This is a genomic window from Bacillus sp. JJ722 (assembly GCF_036963345.1).
In the GTDB taxonomy this organism is placed as follows: Bacteria; Bacillota; Bacilli; order Bacillales; family DSM-1321; genus Bacillus_AD.
This window is the reverse complement of sequence record NZ_JBALMO010000023.1, coordinates 1-18,469: the sequence shown is the minus strand read 5'-3', so window position 1 is coordinate 18,469 and position 18,469 is coordinate 1. Positions and strand designations below refer to the sequence as shown.

15 protein-coding genes and 1 other annotated feature are annotated in these 18,469 nt (G+C 36.5%); of the genes, 2 read left to right on the top strand and 13 right to left on the bottom strand.

Annotation, left to right across the window (positions count from 1 at the left end; translation table 11 throughout):
- Positions 1 to 37: 37 nt before the first annotated feature.
- The 10 genes from clpX to ilvB form a co-directional block, all read right to left on the bottom strand.
- Positions 38 to 1,306, bottom strand: a complete 1,269-nt coding sequence (clpX, locus tag V7014_RS03870) for an ATP-dependent protease ATP-binding subunit ClpX (RefSeq protein WP_335504364.1) — start codon at positions 1,304 to 1,306, stop codon at positions 38 to 40.
- A gap of 427 nt (positions 1,307 to 1,733) precedes the next feature.
- Positions 1,734 to 3,017 (bottom strand): trigger factor, encoded by a 1,284-nt coding sequence (gene tig / locus V7014_RS03865; protein ID WP_335504362.1) that lies wholly within the window; start codon positions 3,015 to 3,017, stop codon positions 1,734 to 1,736.
- A gap of 188 nt (positions 3,018 to 3,205) precedes the next feature.
- Positions 3,206 to 4,207, bottom strand: a complete 1,002-nt coding sequence (locus tag V7014_RS03860) for a tetratricopeptide repeat protein (protein WP_335504360.1) — start codon at positions 4,205 to 4,207, stop codon at positions 3,206 to 3,208.
- A 608-nt stretch (positions 4,208 to 4,815) separates the two neighbouring features.
- On the bottom strand, positions 4,816 to 5,415 hold the full coding sequence (gene leuD, locus V7014_RS03855) for a 3-isopropylmalate dehydratase small subunit (RefSeq protein ID WP_335504358.1): 600 nt from the start codon (positions 5,413 to 5,415) through the stop codon (positions 4,816 to 4,818).
- 25 nt (positions 5,416 to 5,440) lie between these two features.
- Entirely contained in the window at positions 5,441 to 6,853 is a 1,413-nt protein-coding gene (leuC, locus tag V7014_RS03850; protein WP_335504356.1) for a 3-isopropylmalate dehydratase large subunit, read from the bottom strand.
- A 168-nt stretch (positions 6,854 to 7,021) separates the two neighbouring features.
- On the bottom strand, positions 7,022 to 8,134 hold the full coding sequence (gene leuB / locus V7014_RS03845) for a 3-isopropylmalate dehydrogenase (protein WP_335504354.1): 1,113 nt from the start codon (positions 8,132 to 8,134) through the stop codon (positions 7,022 to 7,024).
- Positions 8,135 to 8,163: 29 nt separating this feature from the next.
- Positions 8,164 to 9,696, bottom strand: a complete 1,533-nt coding sequence (locus V7014_RS03840; protein WP_335504352.1) for a 2-isopropylmalate synthase — start codon at positions 9,694 to 9,696, stop codon at positions 8,164 to 8,166.
- Positions 9,683 to 10,711, bottom strand: coding sequence for a ketol-acid reductoisomerase (gene ilvC / locus V7014_RS03835; RefSeq protein WP_335504350.1), 1,029 nt, complete (start codon positions 10,709 to 10,711; stop codon positions 9,683 to 9,685). The genes V7014_RS03840 and ilvC overlap by 14 nt, the downstream gene beginning before the upstream one ends.
- Positions 10,712 to 10,780: 69 nt before the next feature.
- Entirely contained in the window at positions 10,781 to 11,299 is a 519-nt protein-coding gene (gene ilvN, locus V7014_RS03830; protein ID WP_335504349.1) for an acetolactate synthase small subunit, read from the bottom strand.
- Positions 11,296 to 13,017 (bottom strand): acetolactate synthase large subunit, encoded by a 1,722-nt coding sequence (gene ilvB / locus V7014_RS03825; protein ID WP_438824857.1) that lies wholly within the window; start codon positions 13,015 to 13,017, stop codon positions 11,296 to 11,298. The genes ilvN and ilvB overlap by 4 nt, the downstream gene beginning before the upstream one ends.
- A gap of 124 nt (positions 13,018 to 13,141) precedes the next feature.
- Positions 13,142 to 13,380: a binding site (T-box leader), on the bottom strand.
- A gap of 261 nt (positions 13,381 to 13,641) precedes the next feature.
- On the opposite strand from ilvB, the gene V7014_RS03820 reads away from it, so the two are divergent.
- Positions 13,642 to 14,595, top strand: coding sequence for a bile acid:sodium symporter family protein (locus V7014_RS03820; RefSeq protein ID WP_335504347.1), 954 nt, complete (start codon positions 13,642 to 13,644; stop codon positions 14,593 to 14,595).
- Positions 14,596 to 14,640: 45 nt separating this feature from the next.
- Here the strand turns inward: V7014_RS03820 and V7014_RS03815 are convergent, their stop codons facing one another.
- From V7014_RS03815 to trpB, 3 genes are all read right to left on the bottom strand, one after another.
- Positions 14,641 to 15,525: a LysR family transcriptional regulator gene (locus V7014_RS03815; protein ID WP_335504345.1), complete on the bottom strand. Its 885-nt coding sequence runs from the start codon at positions 15,523 to 15,525 to the stop codon at positions 14,641 to 14,643.
- Between the two features lie 134 nt (positions 15,526 to 15,659).
- A complete protein-coding gene (locus tag V7014_RS03810) occupies positions 15,660 to 15,860 on the bottom strand; it encodes a cold-shock protein (RefSeq protein ID WP_335504343.1) in 201 nt (66 codons plus the stop codon).
- 442 nt (positions 15,861 to 16,302) lie between these two features.
- A complete protein-coding gene (trpB, locus tag V7014_RS03805) occupies positions 16,303 to 17,469 on the bottom strand; it encodes a tryptophan synthase subunit beta (protein ID WP_335504341.1) in 1,167 nt (388 codons plus the stop codon).
- A 224-nt stretch (positions 17,470 to 17,693) separates the two neighbouring features.
- Between trpB and V7014_RS03800 the strand changes: the two genes are divergently transcribed.
- The gene (locus V7014_RS03800; protein ID WP_335504340.1) at positions 17,694 to 18,245 is read left to right on the top strand and encodes a cysteine hydrolase family protein; all 552 of its coding nucleotides are present in this window, start codon (positions 17,694 to 17,696) and stop codon (positions 18,243 to 18,245) included.
- The last annotated feature ends 224 nt before the right edge of the window (positions 18,246 to 18,469 follow it).

The following is an 18,469-nucleotide window of genomic DNA, read 5'->3' as shown; positions in this document are numbered from 1 at the left end:
CTTTCAATGCAATCTCTTTACATTTTTATTAAGCTAATTAAGCAGATGTTTTTGTTTCTTCACCGATGACAATTGTGCCATCTTTCAAAATTAACTTAGGTGCTTTATTATCTGTTACTGTTTCTTTTGTAATGATACATTTTTGAATATCATCACGTGATGGTAGATCAAACATTAAATCAAGCATGATACCTTCAATGATAGAACGCAGACCACGAGCTCCTGTTTTTCTTTCAATAGCTTTTTTAGAAATTTCAACAAGTGCTTCTTCTTCAAATTCTAGTTCTACATCATCAAGCTCAAGCATCTTCTGATATTGCTTAACAAGAGCATTTTTCGGCTTTGTTAAGATTTCAACCAGCGCTGCTTCATCCAATTGCTCTAAGTTCGCAATAACTGGAAGACGGCCTACAAACTCTGGAATTAATCCAAAGCGTAATAAATCTTCTGGAAGTAGCTTAGATAATAAATCCTTATCTGCAACATCACTATTCTTATTGTCTGAACCAAATCCGATAACCTTTTGTCCTAAACGACGCTTGATAATTGGTTCAATTCCATCAAATGCACCACCACAAATAAACAAGATATTTGTTGTGTCAATTTGGATGAATTCTTGGTGTGGATGCTTACGTCCACCTTGTGGAGGAACACTAGCAACAGTACCCTCAAGGATTTTTAACAATGCTTGTTGTACACCTTCACCAGATACATCACGCGTAATAGAAGGATTTTCAGACTTACGAGCTACTTTATCAATTTCATCAATGTAAATAATACCTTTTTCAGCTTTTTCCACATCATAATCTGCTGCTTGAATTAGCTTTAATAAGATATTCTCTACATCTTCCCCAACATAACCAGCTTCCGTTAATGAAGTTGCATCCGCAATAGCAAATGGAACATTTAATAAACGAGCTAACGTTTGCGCAAGTAGTGTTTTACCGCTACCAGTTGGTCCAATTAAAGCAATGTTACTCTTCGCTAATTCTACTTCATCAATCTTGCTATTAGAGTTAATTCGTTTGTAATGATTATATACTGCAACAGCCAAAGACTTCTTCGCTTGGCTTTGTCCAATTACATATTCATCTAAAATTTCTCTAATTTCGTGTGGCTTCGGAACATCTTTAAATTCAACTTCCTCTTCTGTTCCTAATTCCTCTTCAACGATCTCCGTGCACAACTCGATGCACTCGTCACAAATATAAACGCCTGGTCCTGCAACAAGCTTACGAACTTGTTCCTGCGTTTTCCCACAAAAAGAACACTTCAAATGTCCTTTTTCGTCATTAAATTTAAACATGTGCTTCACCCCTTTAAAGTAGTGGAATTGTCTTGTATAAACGATACTGCCTTAAGGATTATTGAAGAAATCATATGTACTATTACTTAGCTCTATATGTTTTGCATTGTATCATTTTATCCAATAAATAAAAAAATAAAATGCTTTTTCATATAGAAAATAAAAAAATAACTATTTTACATTATGTATGTATATTTCCCCGATAACGTTAAAACAAACTTAAACTTCCTAAAGTTTAGACTGATAGAAGCGGTATTAAAAATAATCTACACTTATTATAATAAAAAATCAATAAAGAAACATTCAATTTCATAATATTTCTCTCTACTAAACAAAGTATTCTAGAATCTATAAAAGCATACTAAAAATTATACAAAACAAGGCACGAACAAATCGCGCCTTGTTTAAAAGATTATATTTATTAAAATTAAGCTTGTTTGCTGTTATCAACTAGGAAGTCAACTGCTTTGCGTACCGCTAAGTCAGCTTTAACTCCATCTAAGCTTCCTAAAGCTTTCTTGATGTTTTCAACTTCCATGTTGTACATTTCAGCCATTTTTTCGATTTCAGCATTTACATCTTCTTCAGTTACTTCGATGTTTTCAGCATTAACGATTGCTTCAAGAACAAGATTTACACGAACACGCTTCTCAGCTTCTTCTTTCATTTGTCCTTTAAGAGCAGCTTCGTCTTGACCTGAGAATTGGAAGTAAAGTTCTAAGTTCATACCTTGCATTGATAAGCGTTGTTCAAATTCTTGAACCATGCGATCAACTTCAGTTTCAATCATAACCTCAGGAACATCGATTTCAGCGTTTTCAGAAGCTTGTTCTAATACTGAATCACGTACTGCGTGCTCAGCTTCATGCTTTTTGCTTTCTTCTAAGTTCTTTTGAGTTTTTTCTTTTAATGCTGCAAGAGTTTCTACTTCTTCATCAGCATCTTTAGCAAACTCATCATCTAACTCAGGAAGTTGCTTCGTTTTGATTTCGTGAAGTTTGATTTTGAATACTGCAGGCTTACCAGCAAGTTCAGCTGCATGGTACTCTTCTGGGAAAGATACTTCAACATCTTTTTCTTGACCAGCTTCAAGACCTACAACTTGTTCTTCAAATCCAGGAATGAAAGAGTTAGAACCTAATTCTAATGAATAGTTCTCAGCTTTTCCACCTTCGAAAGCTTCTCCGTCAACGAAGCCTTCAAAGTCGATTACTACTGTATCGCCGTTTTCAGCTGCGCCTTCTTCTTTAACAACTAGCTCAGCAAAACGTTGTTGCATTTTAGCTAATTCGTTGTTTACATCTTCTTCAGTTACTTCCGCGCTTACAGCTTCAACTTTTAAGCCTTTGTACTCACCTAATTTAACTTCAGGCTTAACAGTTACAGTAGCTTTGAATACTAGAGTTTCACCTTTAGCCATGTTTTCAACATCGATTTCTGGGCGATCAACAGGATCGATTCCAGCTTCAGCTACAGCACTTGCATAAGCTTCAGGAAGAATGAAATCTAATGCATCTTGATATAATGATTCTACGCCAAAACGTTGTTCGAACATTTGACGTGGCATTTTTCCTTTACGGAAACCTGGTACATTAATTTGTTTTACAACCTTTTTGAAAGCAGCGTCTAAACCTTCGTTTACTTGATCTGCTGCTACTTCAACAGTAAGAACTCCACGGTTCCCTTCTAATTTTTCCCATTTTGCAGACATATGTTTCCCTCCAGAGCATCTATTAAATTAATTGTTTTACTACAATTTTGTTTGAGATATCCTTGTTTACTCACATAAAATACTCTCAATTTTACTATTTTGTACATTGTAAATTGTGGTAACTGACTCTTCACAACCATTACATTATATCACAGCTTACCTGTGTTTCAACAGCTTAAGCATAAATATTATAAAGAAGAAATTTCTTCTATATGTTGAAGAACTGCTAACGCATCTTTCAATTTTATTATTTCACCATTATATAGTTCCATAATTTCTGTTTCATTAGGGGTGATACCTTGATATTGTTCTGCTAGAATATGAAAAGCCGCTGCCCAATTCTCGAAATCGCTCTCGGGTTCCATTGGATATAATAGAAATTGACTACGCTCAAGTAACTGTTGAGCTAATTGTAATAGCGAAGGACTTTCGTGCTCCAGTACATCTTCTAAAGATTTCTCCGTCCCTACATAGAACGGACGATTATGTATATCTTCCAATGAAGCAGGAATAATTGACCTACGCTTTGAAAATTTATCGACTATACATTCATCCAAAACTTCTTGTTCCTTCAAAATTAGTAATAGCATCGTTTTCAAAAAAGGATGCCCCTCTTTGGATTGCAAGTAACTTTTTATCTCAGTTAAATACTTTCTAGCATTATCATCTTTTAACTTTGATATAATCAGTAACTGTTCTTGATTTGACTTTGAAAGTAAATCGAGGTTTTCTTCAGCCTCATCTACCACTTCTTCCAAAGTGTTGTCGCTTTGTTCTATGACCATCCGTTGGCTGAACTCTAACATCTTCTCGAACTGTTCTTCTTTATCAAGTGGAACTTGATTTTCATCTAATAGAGCACTAATGGTCGAAGCCATTTCTTCATACTCGTTAAGTTCTAGCAAAATCATAACGTACATTTCCATTAACTTGAAATAGTCACCAATTCCCTTCTTAAGTAACTGATGACAATACACTTTTGCATCTTGATATTTACCCAACTCTACTAACGCTACTACTAATCCAAACTGAGCATTCGAATCATTTTCTTCAATTTCTACAGCTTGCGACAAAAGTTCAGCCGCTGTTCGAAACTCTTTATTCACTAGAGCATCCATGCCCTTCTCTACTAGCCTGTTTGCCAACCCCGGGAAAGGAATAATTTTAGCAGTCTTTTTTTGGTCTTTCATCTTACATTCCGCCTTGAATCTACTTTTATTTTTTCCCAGTTTAACACTTTCTGTTCACAAAACCAAATTATAACGAAAAACCGTCACCGGTCCTTTTTAATGTATGAGCTTATGACCGAGCATGGCAGGTGTAAGGTTGGACATTACGAAAAGCGGAAGTACTCGTTTAGCTCCTCATGGACTGGAGTCCTCCGACTGAGATATAGGAAACACGAAGAGCTGACAGGCGATTCGATGTGTCTAGCTTCATCGGCCAGCCCCTCGAGGTCATAAGCCATCTCTCTTCCGGAAATCAAAACCGGATTTCCTACTGAGAGTTGTCTTATGCTTGTCGGGGCTAAACGGGCCGATTCCGCATTTCTTCGTTGACTTATCGTAGGAGGATGACGAAGTACAATAGGAGCTGAGTGCTGGAGCTAGACACTACGAAAAACCGTCACCGGTCCTTTTTAATGAATGTGCTTACTTCTTTGTATTCCTTCTAGTTAAAAAGGAGACATTGGTAAGGTTGGACATTACGAAATACTCTTTGATTGTAGGGCATACCTAAATAAACTTAAAAAAAGAAGTTGCTCATAATTATGAACAACTTCTATCTTATTCATAGCTTATACCGTTACAGCATCCACTTGTTGCTCATATTGTTTAATCTTCTCATCATATTGTAGCGTAATAGAAATTTCGTCCCAACCATTCACAAGCATTTCTTTCCAGTATGGATGAATTTCAAACGAAGCCTCGAATCCTTTATTGTCTTTTACCTTTTGATTCGGAAGGTCAACCTCGATTGCATAAATGTCTGTATTCTCAGCTCTAGTCATTAACTCTTCTACTTCATTTCCTGCTATTTTTATTGGTAACATACCATTTTTTAAACAGTTTTGATGAAAAATATCTGCGAAAGAAGATGAAATAACTACTTTAAAGCCATAATCATATAATGACCATGGAGCGTGCTCTCGGGACGACCCACAACCAAAGTTATCTCCAGCTACTAAAATACTAGTACCTTTCGCTTTTGATTGATTTAATTCAAAATCTTTATTTTCTGATCCATCTTCATTAAAACGCCAATTATAAAATAAAAATTGTCCAAAGCCTGTTCTTTCAATACGCTTCAAGAATTGTTTTGGGATAATTTGATCCGTATCCACATTCACTCGATTAATAACAGCTACTTTACCATTAAAAACAGTAATCGGCTCCATTTTTTTCACACCTCCACAAGTATAGTTATGCTAGTTGTTCTGATGGCAAATTACGAATATCCACAAACTTGCCGTATATCGCTGCCGCCGCCGCCATTGCTGGACTCACTAGATGGGTTCTTGCTCCTTGACCTTGACGCCCTTCAAAGTTTCGGTTAGATGTAGATGCACAGTGCTCTCCAGCAGGTACTACATCCGGATTCATGCTCAAGCACATACTACAACCCGATTCACGCCATTCAAAACCTGCATTCTCAAAAATTTGTGCTAATCCTTCTTCTTCAGCTTGTTTTTTTACACTTTGAGAACCTGGAACAATCATCGCTCTTACAGCTGCATTTACTTGTTTTCCTTTTACTACCTCTGCTGCCGCTCGTAAATCTTCAATACGAGAGTTTGTACAAGAACCGATAAAAACATGTTGAACATCGATATCAGTAATCGGCATTCCTTCTTTTAATCCCATATAAGATAATGCTCTGTCTAATTCATCTTTTTTGGATTCTGTTGGCTGTTCAACAAGTAGAGGTACATAATCTGTCACCGCACTGCACATGCCCGGATTTGTTCCCCAGCTAACCATTGGAGAAATATCTTTTCCTTCTATTATTATAACGGAATCATATGTAGCATCATCATCGCTCGCTAACGCTTTCCATTTCGCAACATACGAATCAAATTCTTCAGCTTTAGGCGCATATTTTCTACCACGTAAATATGTGAATGTAATTTCATCAGGACTTACAAGACCTGCTCTTGCTCCACCTTCAATTGACATATTACATACAGTCATTCTTTCTTCCATTGACATATTGCGAATCACATCTCCACAATATTCAATAACATGACCTGTACCGAAATTCACACCAAATTTAGCAATTACATAAAGAATAACGTCCTTAGCAGTTACTCCTGGTCCAAGTTGACCTGTAATTTCTAGCTTTAATGTTTTCGGTTTTGTTTGCCATAGTGTTTGTGTCGCTAAAACATGTTCCACTTCACTTGTTCCAATACCGAAAGCAAGTGCTCCAAATGCTCCATGTGTAGAAGTATGACTATCACCACATACAATTGTCATTCCTGGTTTCGTAATACCTAGTTCAGGTCCAATTACATGAACGATACCTTGCTCTGGACTGTCTAAATCAGCTAATTGGATTCCAAATTCTTTTGTATTTTTCACTAATGCTTCTAATTGATTTTTCGCAACTGCATCGTGAATAACATATTTATTGACTGTAGGCACGTTATGGTCCATTGTTGCAAATGTTTTATCTGGACGTCTTACTTTTCGGTCTTTCACACGAATCCCTTCAAATGCTTGTGGAGATGTTACCTCATGAATATAGTGCATGTCGATATATAATAAGTCAGGTTTATTACTCTCTCTACTTACTATATGATTTTCCCAAATTTTCTCTATGATTGACTTGCCCATAATTCCCCTCCTCATCTTGTTTACATCCCTAATTTGTAATAAAAGACACGCGCTTTCAATCACGTCGTGTCTTTTTTATCCCGTTCTAACTGGTACCAATAACAAACCGATTTATTTAGCACTAATTATAAGAAAGCACTCCCACCAATCAAAGTCTCAGTTTGTTACTTATCTATAAGCTGCCATAATATTCGAAATCGCTTCATGGTCTAGAATAGAAGCTTTTACTTCTGCTACCATTTCATCAGTTGAAAGTACTTTAGAACCTGTCGCAGAGATATCTTTTGTACGGAAGCCTAAATCCAAAATATTATTTACGGCTTTTTCAATCGCCTTCGCTTCTTCTTCTAATCCGAAAGAAAGACGAAGCATTGATGCTGCTGATAGAATTGTAGCCAATGGATTAGCGATATTCTGACCAGCAATATCAGGTGCTGAACCATGAATTGGCTCATATAAATTCAGACCTTTACGTGAAAGACTAGCAGATGGAAGCATTCCTAAAGAACCTGTAAGCACAGATGCTTCATCACTTAAAATATCTCCAAACATATTCTCTGTTACAACAACATCGAATCTTCTTGGGTTAGTTACTAATTGCATTGCTGCATTATCAACTAGCACGTGTTCTACTTCTACTTCAGGGAATTCTTGAGCAACTTCTTCCACAACTTCTCTCCAAAGTTTACTTGTTTCTAATACGTTGGCTTTGTCGATAGAAGAAACCTTTTTACGACGGTTATTAGCTAGTTCAAAAGCTAATCGTATAATGTTCGTCATTTCTTCACGAGTATAGAATAATGTATCAACTGCTGCTTCTTTACCATTACTCGTCGTTCTTTCACTAGGCGTACCAAAATAAAGCCCACCTGTTAACTCCCGAACGATTAATAGATCTACATCTTCAATAATTTCTTGCTTTAAAGGTGACGCTTCAGCAAGACTTTTAAAGAACGTAATAGGTCTTAAATTTGCATACAAATCTAATTCTTTACGAATTTTTAGAAGTCCTACTTCAGGGCGTAAGTGAGAAGGATTTTTATCCCATTTAGGACCACCAACTGACCCTAATAGAATCGCGTCGCTTCTTCTACATTTCTCCAATGTTTCATCAGGAAGTGGAGATCCTGTTTCATCAATAGCAGTTCCGCCAATAAGACCATATTCAAACTGAAAAGAATGCCCGTATCTTTCAGCAATCGCATCGAGAACTTCGATAGCTCCCTTCGTAACTTCCTTTCCAATTCCGTCACCTGGCAAAACTGTAATTACTTTATTCATACGTGACATCTCCTCTTGTTTGAATGATTTTAGATTGATACCGCAGCCGTATCCTTTAAATAAATCACACGATTCACTGCATTTAAGTATGCTTTAGCTGAAGCTTCTAGCACATCCTGTGCTAACCCACGTCCGCTTGTTTCTGTTCCTTGATACTTCATTTTCACGAAGACTTGAGCAAGCGCATCTCTACCTGCACCGACAGATTGAATGCGATAATCCAATAGATTTACCGATTCTCCTATACACTTCTCAAGCGTATTGTAAATTGCTTCAATGCTTCCTGCACCTGTACCAGCTTCTTGGATAACTTCATTATCGCGACCAGAAAGGGTTACAGTAGCAGTCGGTACTTGGTTTGTACCGTATTGAATTTGGATAGAAGTCAAATCAAAGAATTTATCTTCCTTAGATAATTTCTCTTCCAAAACAAGTGCTACTAAATCCTCATCTGTCATTTCTTTCTTCTTATCAGATAATTCTTTGAATATTTTGAAAAGTTTCTTCATTTCTTCTTCCGATACTTGAAGACCTAACTCCTCAAGGCGAGTTTTGAAAGCATGTCGTCCTGAATGCTTACCAAGATACATATTGTTAATTGAAAACCCAACCACTTCTGGATTAATGATTTCATAAGTTGATTTTTCTTTTAACACACCATCTTGATGAATACCAGATTCATGAACATACGCATTATTTCCAACTACTGCTTTATTAGCAGGAACAATCATTCCAGTTAAGCGACTAATTAAGTCACTAGTACGCTTAATTTCATTCAATACGATATCAGTAGTCGCATTGTAGTGATCTTTTCTTGTATACAATGCAAGAATAACTTCCTCTAAAGCTGTATTACCTGCTCTTTCACCAATTCCATTGAAAGTACCCTCTACTTGTGTAGCTCCCGCTTCAATTGCTGCTAATGAATTAGCAACAGCCATTCCTAAATCGTCATGACAATGAGTAGAAAGTGTAACCTTATCAATAGAAGGAACGTTTTCTCTTAAGTATTTGAAAATATTCGCATACTCTGAAGGTACTGTATAACCAACGGTGTCTGGAATGTTAATAACTCTTGCTCCAGCTTGAATCACTTGCTCCACAATATGAGCTAAGTAATCTAGTTCGGTTCTGCTAGCATCTTCAGCCGACCATTGAACAACAGGGAACTTTGCTGCCGCATATTTCACGCTTTGTACGGCTTGTTCAACAACTTCTTCTTTTGTCATACGTAGTTTGTATTCTCTGTGAATAGGTGATGTTGCAATAAATACATGAAGCCTAGGCTCAGCACTTACTTTAAGTGCTTCCCACGCTGCATCCATATCGCTTTGCACGGAACGTGAAAGGCCTGTTACAGAAGACCCTTTAATAGTAGTAGCAATTTCTTTCACTGAAGCGGCGTCGCCAGGTGAAGCGGCTGGAAAACCAGCCTCTATCACACTAACGCCTAGTCGCTCAAGTTGCTTAGCGATTTCAAGCTTCTCAGAATAATTCAAATTCACACCTGGTGACTGTTCACCATCTCGCAATGTTGTGTCAAATATATTAATTTTTCGCAACTGCCACCACCTCTTTCTGCTTTTGTGGTTGTACGAATGGCATCATTTTACGTAATTCGCGACCTACTACCTCGATTGGATGTTCACTTTCTCTTCTATTAATAGAGTTGAATTCAGGACGGTTAGCTTGGTTTTCAAGAATCCAACCTTTAGCGAAACGACCTTCTTGAATGTCAGTTAAAATGTTTTTCATTTCTGCTTTAACTGAATCTGTAATTACACGTGGTCCTGCAACGAAATCTCCCCATTGAGCTGTGTCAGAGATTGAATATCTCATGTTCTCTAGTCCACCTTCATACATAAGGTCAACAATTAGTTTTAACTCATGTAAACATTCAAAGTAAGCAAGTTCTGGCTTGTAACCAGCTTCTGTTAATGTTTCGAAACCAGCTTTTACAAGAGCACTTAAACCACCGCAAAGTACTGCTTGCTCACCGAATAGATCAGTTTCTGTTTCTTCTCTAAATGTCGTTTCAAGAGCACCTGCACGAAGTGATCCGATTCCGTATGCATAAGCTAGCGCAAGTTCTTTTGTGTTACCAGTTACATCTTGATAAATAGCGAATAGAGCTGGTACACCTGCGCCTTGTTCATATGTTCTACGTACAAGATGTCCTGGACCTTTAGGTGCAACTAAAAGTACATCTACATCAGCAGGTGGAACGATCTGAGTGAAATGAACATTGAAACCGTGAGCAAACATAAGTGCTTTACCTGCAGTTAATCCTGGTTTAATTTCTTCATTATATACTTTAGGTTGCATTTCATCTGGAAGTAATACTTGAATTACTTCAGCTTGTTCAACAGCCTGTTTAACAGAGTATACTTCGAAACCGTCCGCTACTGCTTTATCCCAAGAACCACCTTTACGAAGTCCGATGATTACTTTAAATCCGCTATCACGAAGGTTTTGCGCATGTGCATGTCCTTGCGAACCATATCCTACGATTGCAATTGTTTTTCCTTGTAAATACGCTTGGTTTGCATCATTGTTATAGTACATTTGTGTTGTCATTATTGTTATCTCCCTTTAATTAACATATTTTAAGTTTTATTTGTTTAACATCGCTATTTAAGCAATGAATTACACAATCGAAAAATTCGGTGGTAAAGCTGAATTCTTTTGCGTACCTCTTGGGAAAGCTGTTGTTCCTGTACGCGCTAATTCTTTAATACCGTATGGTTTTACTAATTCAACAAATGCTTCAACTTTATCTGATTCCCCTGTAATTTGGAATACAACACTTTCTTTACTAACATCTATTACAGAAGCTCTAAACGGTTCTACTAATGCATAGATTTCACTGCGATTTTGCGGTGTAACAACCACCTTAACCAACGCTAACTCTCTAGCAACCATAGATTGATTAGATAATTCAGTTACTTTAATAACATCAATTTGCTTATTCAATTGTTTTGTCATTTGTTCTAGAATTTTCTCATCATCTACATTTACCACTACAGTCATTCGAGAAATACCTTCTTGTTCCGAATGACCTACTGTAATGCTTTCAATATTATAATTTCGTTTTGAAAAAAGGTTGGTGATTCGATTTAGTACACCTGGTCGGTTCATAACTGTTAGTGTTATAACGCCTCTCATCCTTCATATCCCTCCATCTCATGAAGTCCTTTTCCTGGAGCAACCATTGGATATACATTTTCCATTGCTTCTACTCTCATATCAATTAACACAGGTTCAGGTGTTTCTAACGCTTTACGTATTGTAGCCTCCGCTTCTTCATTCGTTTTAGCTTGGTAGCCTTTAATACCATAAGCATCAGCTAATTTTACGAATGATGGTTGACTGGTTAATAAACTATGAGAATATCTTTCGTTATGGAATAATTCCTGCCATTGTCGAACCATACCAAGTGCATTATTATTCAAAATGACAATCTTTATTGGTAAGTTCATTTCTTCCATAACACCTAATTCTTGAGAAGTCATTTGGAAACCACCGTCTCCAACAACAGCGATTACTGTTTTAGAAGGATTAGCTAATTGTGCTCCAATTGCAGCTGGAACACAGAATCCCATCGATCCTAGACCGCCAGATGTTACCCAAGCATCCGGTTTATTCAATTTATAATATTGAGCAGACCACATTTGATGCTGACCTACATCCGTCACCACAATCGCATCTCCATCGGTTAATTCATGTAGTAATTCAATTACTTTTTGTGGTTTTAGCACATCTTTTTTATCTCGATCATATTGTAATGGATAACGTTCTTTCCAACTATCAATCGTCGCAACCCACTCAGAAGATTCTGATTTCTTTCCATTTTGTTTGATTAAGTTAATTAATGTTTCTTTTGCATCGCCAACTACTGGTATAGCCGTCTCTACGTTTTTACCAATTTCTGCAGGGTCAATATCAATATGAGCAATTGTAGCGTATGGTGCAAATGATTCTAAATTACCTGTTACTCGATCATCAAAACGAGCTCCAATGCTAATCAGTAAATCACATTCATAGAGTGCCATATTCGCAGCATAAACCCCATGCATTCCAGCCATACCTACAAAAAGAGGATGATCTGCTGGGAATCCACCTAATCCCAACAATGTATGAACAACTGGAATACTTTGTTGTTCTGCGTATTCTCTTAATTCTACTGAAGCTTTGGCATGCAGGACACCTGCTCCAGCAAGAATGACAGGTTTCTTCGCGGCACTTACCGCTTCAATCAGTTTTCGAATTTGTAAGTAATTCGGTTTAATCGTTGGTTGATAACCAGGTAAATTAATTTCTGGATCTTCATCCGTTTCTGCTTTTGCTAATGCAATATCTTTAGGAATATCAATCAAAACCGGACCTGGTCTTCCTGTTGAAGCAATATAAAATGCTTCTTTAATAATACGTGGTATATCTTCAGCGTTACGAACTTGATAATTGTGTTTCGTAATCGGAGTCGTAATTCCTAAAACATCGGCTTCTTGAAACGCATCTGATCCAATAACTGAAGTAGCTACTTGCCCTGTGATAACAACAAGTGGCAGAGAATCAATCAAGGCATCTGCAAGCCCTGTAATAATATTCGTTGCCCCCGGTCCTGATGTCGCAATAACGACTCCGGGCTTTCCAGTAATTCTCGCATACCCCTCAGCAGCATGAATTGCACCTTGTTCATGACGTGTTAATATATGCTTAATGCCAGCATCATAAATTTCATCATAAATTGGTAAAACTGCCCCACCTGGATAACCAAACATCACTTCAACGTTCTGCTTCTTTAAAGCACTTAGTAAAAACTGTGCTCCTGATTTTGTAGTTGTCGTTTCTTTATGCACTGGCGTCGCTGTTTTCTGTGTCACACAACCAACCTCCCCACAATTAATCTTGTTAAATGACCACATTGCTTCTCCACGCTTCATCTGTGGTTGACTATTTGGAAATATAAAAACCCCTTCACCCACAGATGCCTCTATTGATACAGGCTTAAGGGGTGAAGAGGTATAGTTAACCAATCCACGGTACCACCCTTATTCGTACAAAACGCGTACGCACTAGTTCTATTTGATAACGAGTGCTGGTAACACCCGTTCAGCTCTAATCCAAATTGTTTCAAGCTGACGCTCAGAGGTGAGTTCACTTTAGGTCGATCATACTGGTTTCCACCATCCCAGCTCTCTGTGACGTCAAAACATAAAGCTAATTGTCCTCTTCTACACTTATACATATTTAATTTTAATTTTTAAAATATTTTTTATTTGTGGTTATAATACGCTGATTTCCCTAAACCGTCAATAGGATTTTTATGAAATATTAGATAATTTAGATTTATTAGTTTTGTGCATCCGCTTACAATATTGCTGTTAATAGGTTCTACACGGATGAACTTTTTTTAATAATTTTTAATATTTTAAAGTATCACTTGATTAAAAAAATTTTTTTTTGAATAATGAAGGTGTATTTTTTATTTCGGAAAGGAAAATTTCATGAAAATTCTAGCTGAGTTTTTTTCTAAACAATTGGGAATACTCATTCTGCTTGTTTCAATCGTGACCTATTTTTCACCAATATACTGGGACGCCCCATCATGGGTTCCAAAAAATTTTCTAGGGCTGGTCATTTTTTTCACCGGACTATCTATGAATACAAGTGTATTGAAAGAGATTCGTTTCAAAAAGAAAGAATTAGCTATTACAGTATTGATGAAATGGACTATAACAGTAATGATTTCAATTGCAATTGCCCACCTTCTGCTTTCTTCTCATACTGATTTAGCTGCCGGCCTTATATTAACAGGAGCTGTCCCAAGTGCAACAGCCGCTACATTATATACCTTTTTAGCAGGTGGCAATATATCATTAGTGATTGCTGCTTCTCTAATTGATGTTGTGATTAGTCCCATGATAGGACCACTTTCCATGATTGGCTTAGAAACAGAGGCTATTGCAATTTCATTTATTAGTTTACTAAAATCTTTTTTAATAATCGTTATCATCCCAATTGCAGCCGGCATTACTTTACAAAGGGTATTTCCACAATTGCCTCATCGTTCTGGAAATGTAACAAAACTACTATCTCCGCTTTCATTATTAATCGTAATCCATACATTAACGGCTAGTGGTAAATATTATATTGAAAAAGAAATTTCTCTCTTACCTATCATTCTTTTAGCGGTGCTATTGCAAGCTATTCTCCCTATGATTGCAAACTATTGGATAGCAAGAATTGTCTTTTCTGACGAAAGTGATGCAAGAGCTGCATTATTCCAAACCTCCCTATGTAATTCAGCATTAGCTGGTATATTAGCTTCTGAGTTTTTTGGAGGATTAGCAGCTGTTCCCGCTATTTTGAACTTAATTATTAGCTTGTCCATCGGTGCGCAAATAGCTAACTATTTCAATCGCAAACATGTTCAAACGAAAAAGCATATTGCTGCTTAAAAACAACAAGCCGAAACGAGCTGTTTATGAACACCTTGTTTCGGCTTATAAAGAATACTGTTTCAATAATTCAATAAGTACTTCAACCGCTTTCGTTTGAAAGGAAGATTTCACTACAAACGAAAAATGCCTTTTCAAATAATACTCTTCTCCTTGCACTACGTGTAATGTCTGTAACGCTTGCTCTTTTCGAAAAGAAGCTTGAGAAATAAACGCAATACCTAAACCTGCTTCGACTGATTCTTTAATCACTTGTGTACTTCCAAACTGCATTTTGTTCAGTGGATCGATACCTAATTTATAAAATAATTTTTCTGTAGCTTCTCTCGTCCCAGATCCACTTTCTCTAATAATCCATGTTTCATTTTGTAAATCTTGCACCGTTACAATTTCCTTATCAATTAAACCTTTCGTCAATGGAGATGCTACAATATACATCGTATCTTCAGCGAACTGTTCAATCGTAAGTGCACGCTGACTTTCCCAAGCTCCCTCAATTATCCCTATATCTAAACTATTATTTTTAACTAATTCAATAATTTCTTTTGTATTTTCAATGGATATACTAGGTTTGATATTTGGATATTTCTCTTTCATCTTTGCAATAATATGTGGCAAAATATATTCTCCAAACGTATAGCTCGCCCCTATTGATATAGAACCCTTAGCTTGATTCGTCAAGTCTTCTATAAGGTGATGCATCTTACCATATAACCGCAGAATTTCTTTTCCTTTTATGTATACAATTTCCCCCGCTTTTGTTAAAGATATAATCTTATTCGTTCTTTCTAATAATTTCGTACCAACTGACTCTTCCAACGAATGTATGTATTGACTAACTGCCGGCTGCGTCATATACAATTTTTCAGCTGCTCTAGAAAAGCTCTTTAATTCTACTACTTTTATGAAGACATGCAATTGCTGTTTCATTTTATTCACCTCACAACTCACACTTATTTATAATTTACAGTTTCCTACTTTCACTAAAATAAGGGTTTTATACTTATATAACCAATAAAAAAAAGCAAACCCAAAAAGGATTTGCTCTTTTTATTAGTTAATTATTAAGCTTTAGAAACGTTAGTAGCTTGTGGTCCACGTTGACCTTGTTCTACTTCAAAAGTTACGCTTTGACCTTCGTCTAAAGATTTGAAACCTTCGCTTTGGATAGCTGAGAAATGTACGAATACGTCTTCTCCGCCTTCGCGCTCGATGAATCCAAAACCTTTGTCTGCATTAAACCATTTTACTTTACCATGTTCCATGTTTGTTGCCTCCTAGTGTGGTATACACACATTGTAATACTATCCTTGCTCAAATCTATAGACGAGCTACTAAACTTATCAATCTAAACCGAACAAAAATAATTCTTCTTTAGAATAACAGAAACAAGAGAAAAATGCAAGAAGGTATTAAAATCCTTTTAAATCAAGCTTTCAGTCTCTCTTGTCTTCTACTTAAAATTTATTCTTGAAGCATTAAAAGAGGGCGTCCAATAAGGTAATGTTGCTTTAGTTTTTTACATTTACGTGAAATAGGGAAATACATGCATTTCATCTCTTTCAAAAGCGCCAATTATAGGCACTTTCAACATATTCTGCAAGCAAAACAAATTTTCCGTAACATACTACGAAGGGCTAAAAAGCGTAAAAAGGCGTCTCAAAAGTGACTTATAATCACTTTTGAGACAGCCTCTACAAATACGATTTACTTATTCAACATGTTGAATACTTGCTCAACATCCTTATCTCCACGACCTGATAAGTTTACTATAATCACATCATCTTCAGATAATTCTTTCGCCAATTTAATAGTGTGCGCCACTGCATGCGAGCTTTCAAGTGCTGGAATAATTCCTTCCGTTTTGGATAACACTTGGAATGCTTCTAGCGCTTCTTCACCATCAATTGTTACATATTCGGCTCTTCCATTTACCTTCATGTAACTATGTTCAGGTCCTACGCCTGGATAATCCAAACCTGCCGCTATTGAGAACGTCGGCTTCGGTTCGCCTTTTTCATCCAACAAAGTCAAACACTTAAAACCATGTAACACTGCTGGTACACCTTCTGATAAAGTTGGTGCTTCTTCCGGTTCAACACCAATTAGCCTTACATTTTCCTCATTAATATAATGAGCAAATGCACCAATTGCATTACTTCCTCCACCAGCACACGCTACAACTGCAGTTGGAAGCTTCCCTTCCTTCTCAACAATTTGACGCTTAGATTCTTCGCTAATTATCGCTTGAAAGTGTTTAACCATTGTTGGATATGGATGCGGACCAACAGCAGATCCCAATAGATAAAATGTATTTTGAAAGTTTTCTACAAGGTCATTTAAGGCCGCATCAACGGCATCTTTTAATCGACCTTGCCCTTTATCCACCTCTACTACTTTAGCTCCTAGTAGTTCCATTCGGAACACATTTAGTGCTTGACGCTCCGTATCTAGTTTTCCCATATAAATAATACATTCCATACCAAACATTGCACATGCCGTTGCAGTCGCAACACCATGTTGTCCTGCACCTGTCTCAGCAATAATACGCTTCGCACCCATTCTCTTAGCCAGAAGAATCTGCCCGATTGCATTATTAATTTTGTGAGCACCCGTATGGTTTAAATCTTCTCGTTTTAAATAAATCTTCGCTCCGCCAACTCGTTTCGTTAAATTCTCTGCATATGTTAAAGGATTTTCACGTCCAACATACTCTTTCAAGTAAAACTTAAACTCTTCTTTAAATGCTGGGTCTTCTTTATAGCGATAAAAGTTCTCTTCTAGTAAATTCATAACATGTTGAAGTTCATCTGGAATAAAACTTCCGCCAAATTCTCCAAAATATCCTTTAGTTTCTGTACTTGTAGGGCTCATTCTCATCTCGTCTCCTCTAATAAAAATTCACTAAACTAAACTCACTAATGATATTATAGTTAGTTTTTTCAGTATATTCAAATTTATAAAATGAAGCTTTATTCGGTGGGGAGGGCGTCCATCTCCCACCGATTATTAGTTGAACCAATCTTAATAAAATAGTTTACTTCATATATACTTATTAACAAAGAATCCTCTTACTATGAAAAGGAGTGTAAATAATTATGAATAAAGCTTTACTTAATATTGATTATACAGTTGACTTTATTGCTGATCATGGAGCATTAACTTGCGGGAAACCAGGGCAAGAAATTGAAGAGCGTATTGTTTCAATTACCGAGGAGTTCATTAATAAGGGAGATTTTGTCGTATTCGCTATCGACCTGCATAAGAAAGAGGATTCTTTCCATCCTGAAACGGAGTTATTTCCTCCTCATAATATCGAGGATTCAGAAGGTCGTCTATTATATGGTAAATTAAATCATGTTTATCAAAAAGCTCTACAAGACAGACAAAATATATATTGGATGGACAAGACAAGATATTCTGCCTTTGCTGGAACAGATTTAGAAATCAAATTACGTGAAAGAAATATAAATGAAGTACATTTAGTGGGTGTCTGTACTGATATTTGCATTTTACATACAGCAGTAGACGCTTATAATAAAGGCTTTAAAATCGTTATCCACTCAAATGCTGTAGCTAGCTTTAATGCTACGGGCCACGATTGGGCATTGGACCATTTCAAACTTTCAATAGGCGCAACTGTCATTTAATGATGTTTTTTATAATTGGTATTACAAAGGACACTTCAATGAAGAGTCCTTTTTTTATTTATATCAAACAGTAATATACTTTTTATCTACTAAAAAAATAGTCGAACAGTGAATATAAATTAAATAACAAAATTCCCCCATATACTATATTAAGAAATCACATTTTGATTATCCTTATTTTCATAAGCTTGTTAACTATTACAATATAAATATAAATATTACTA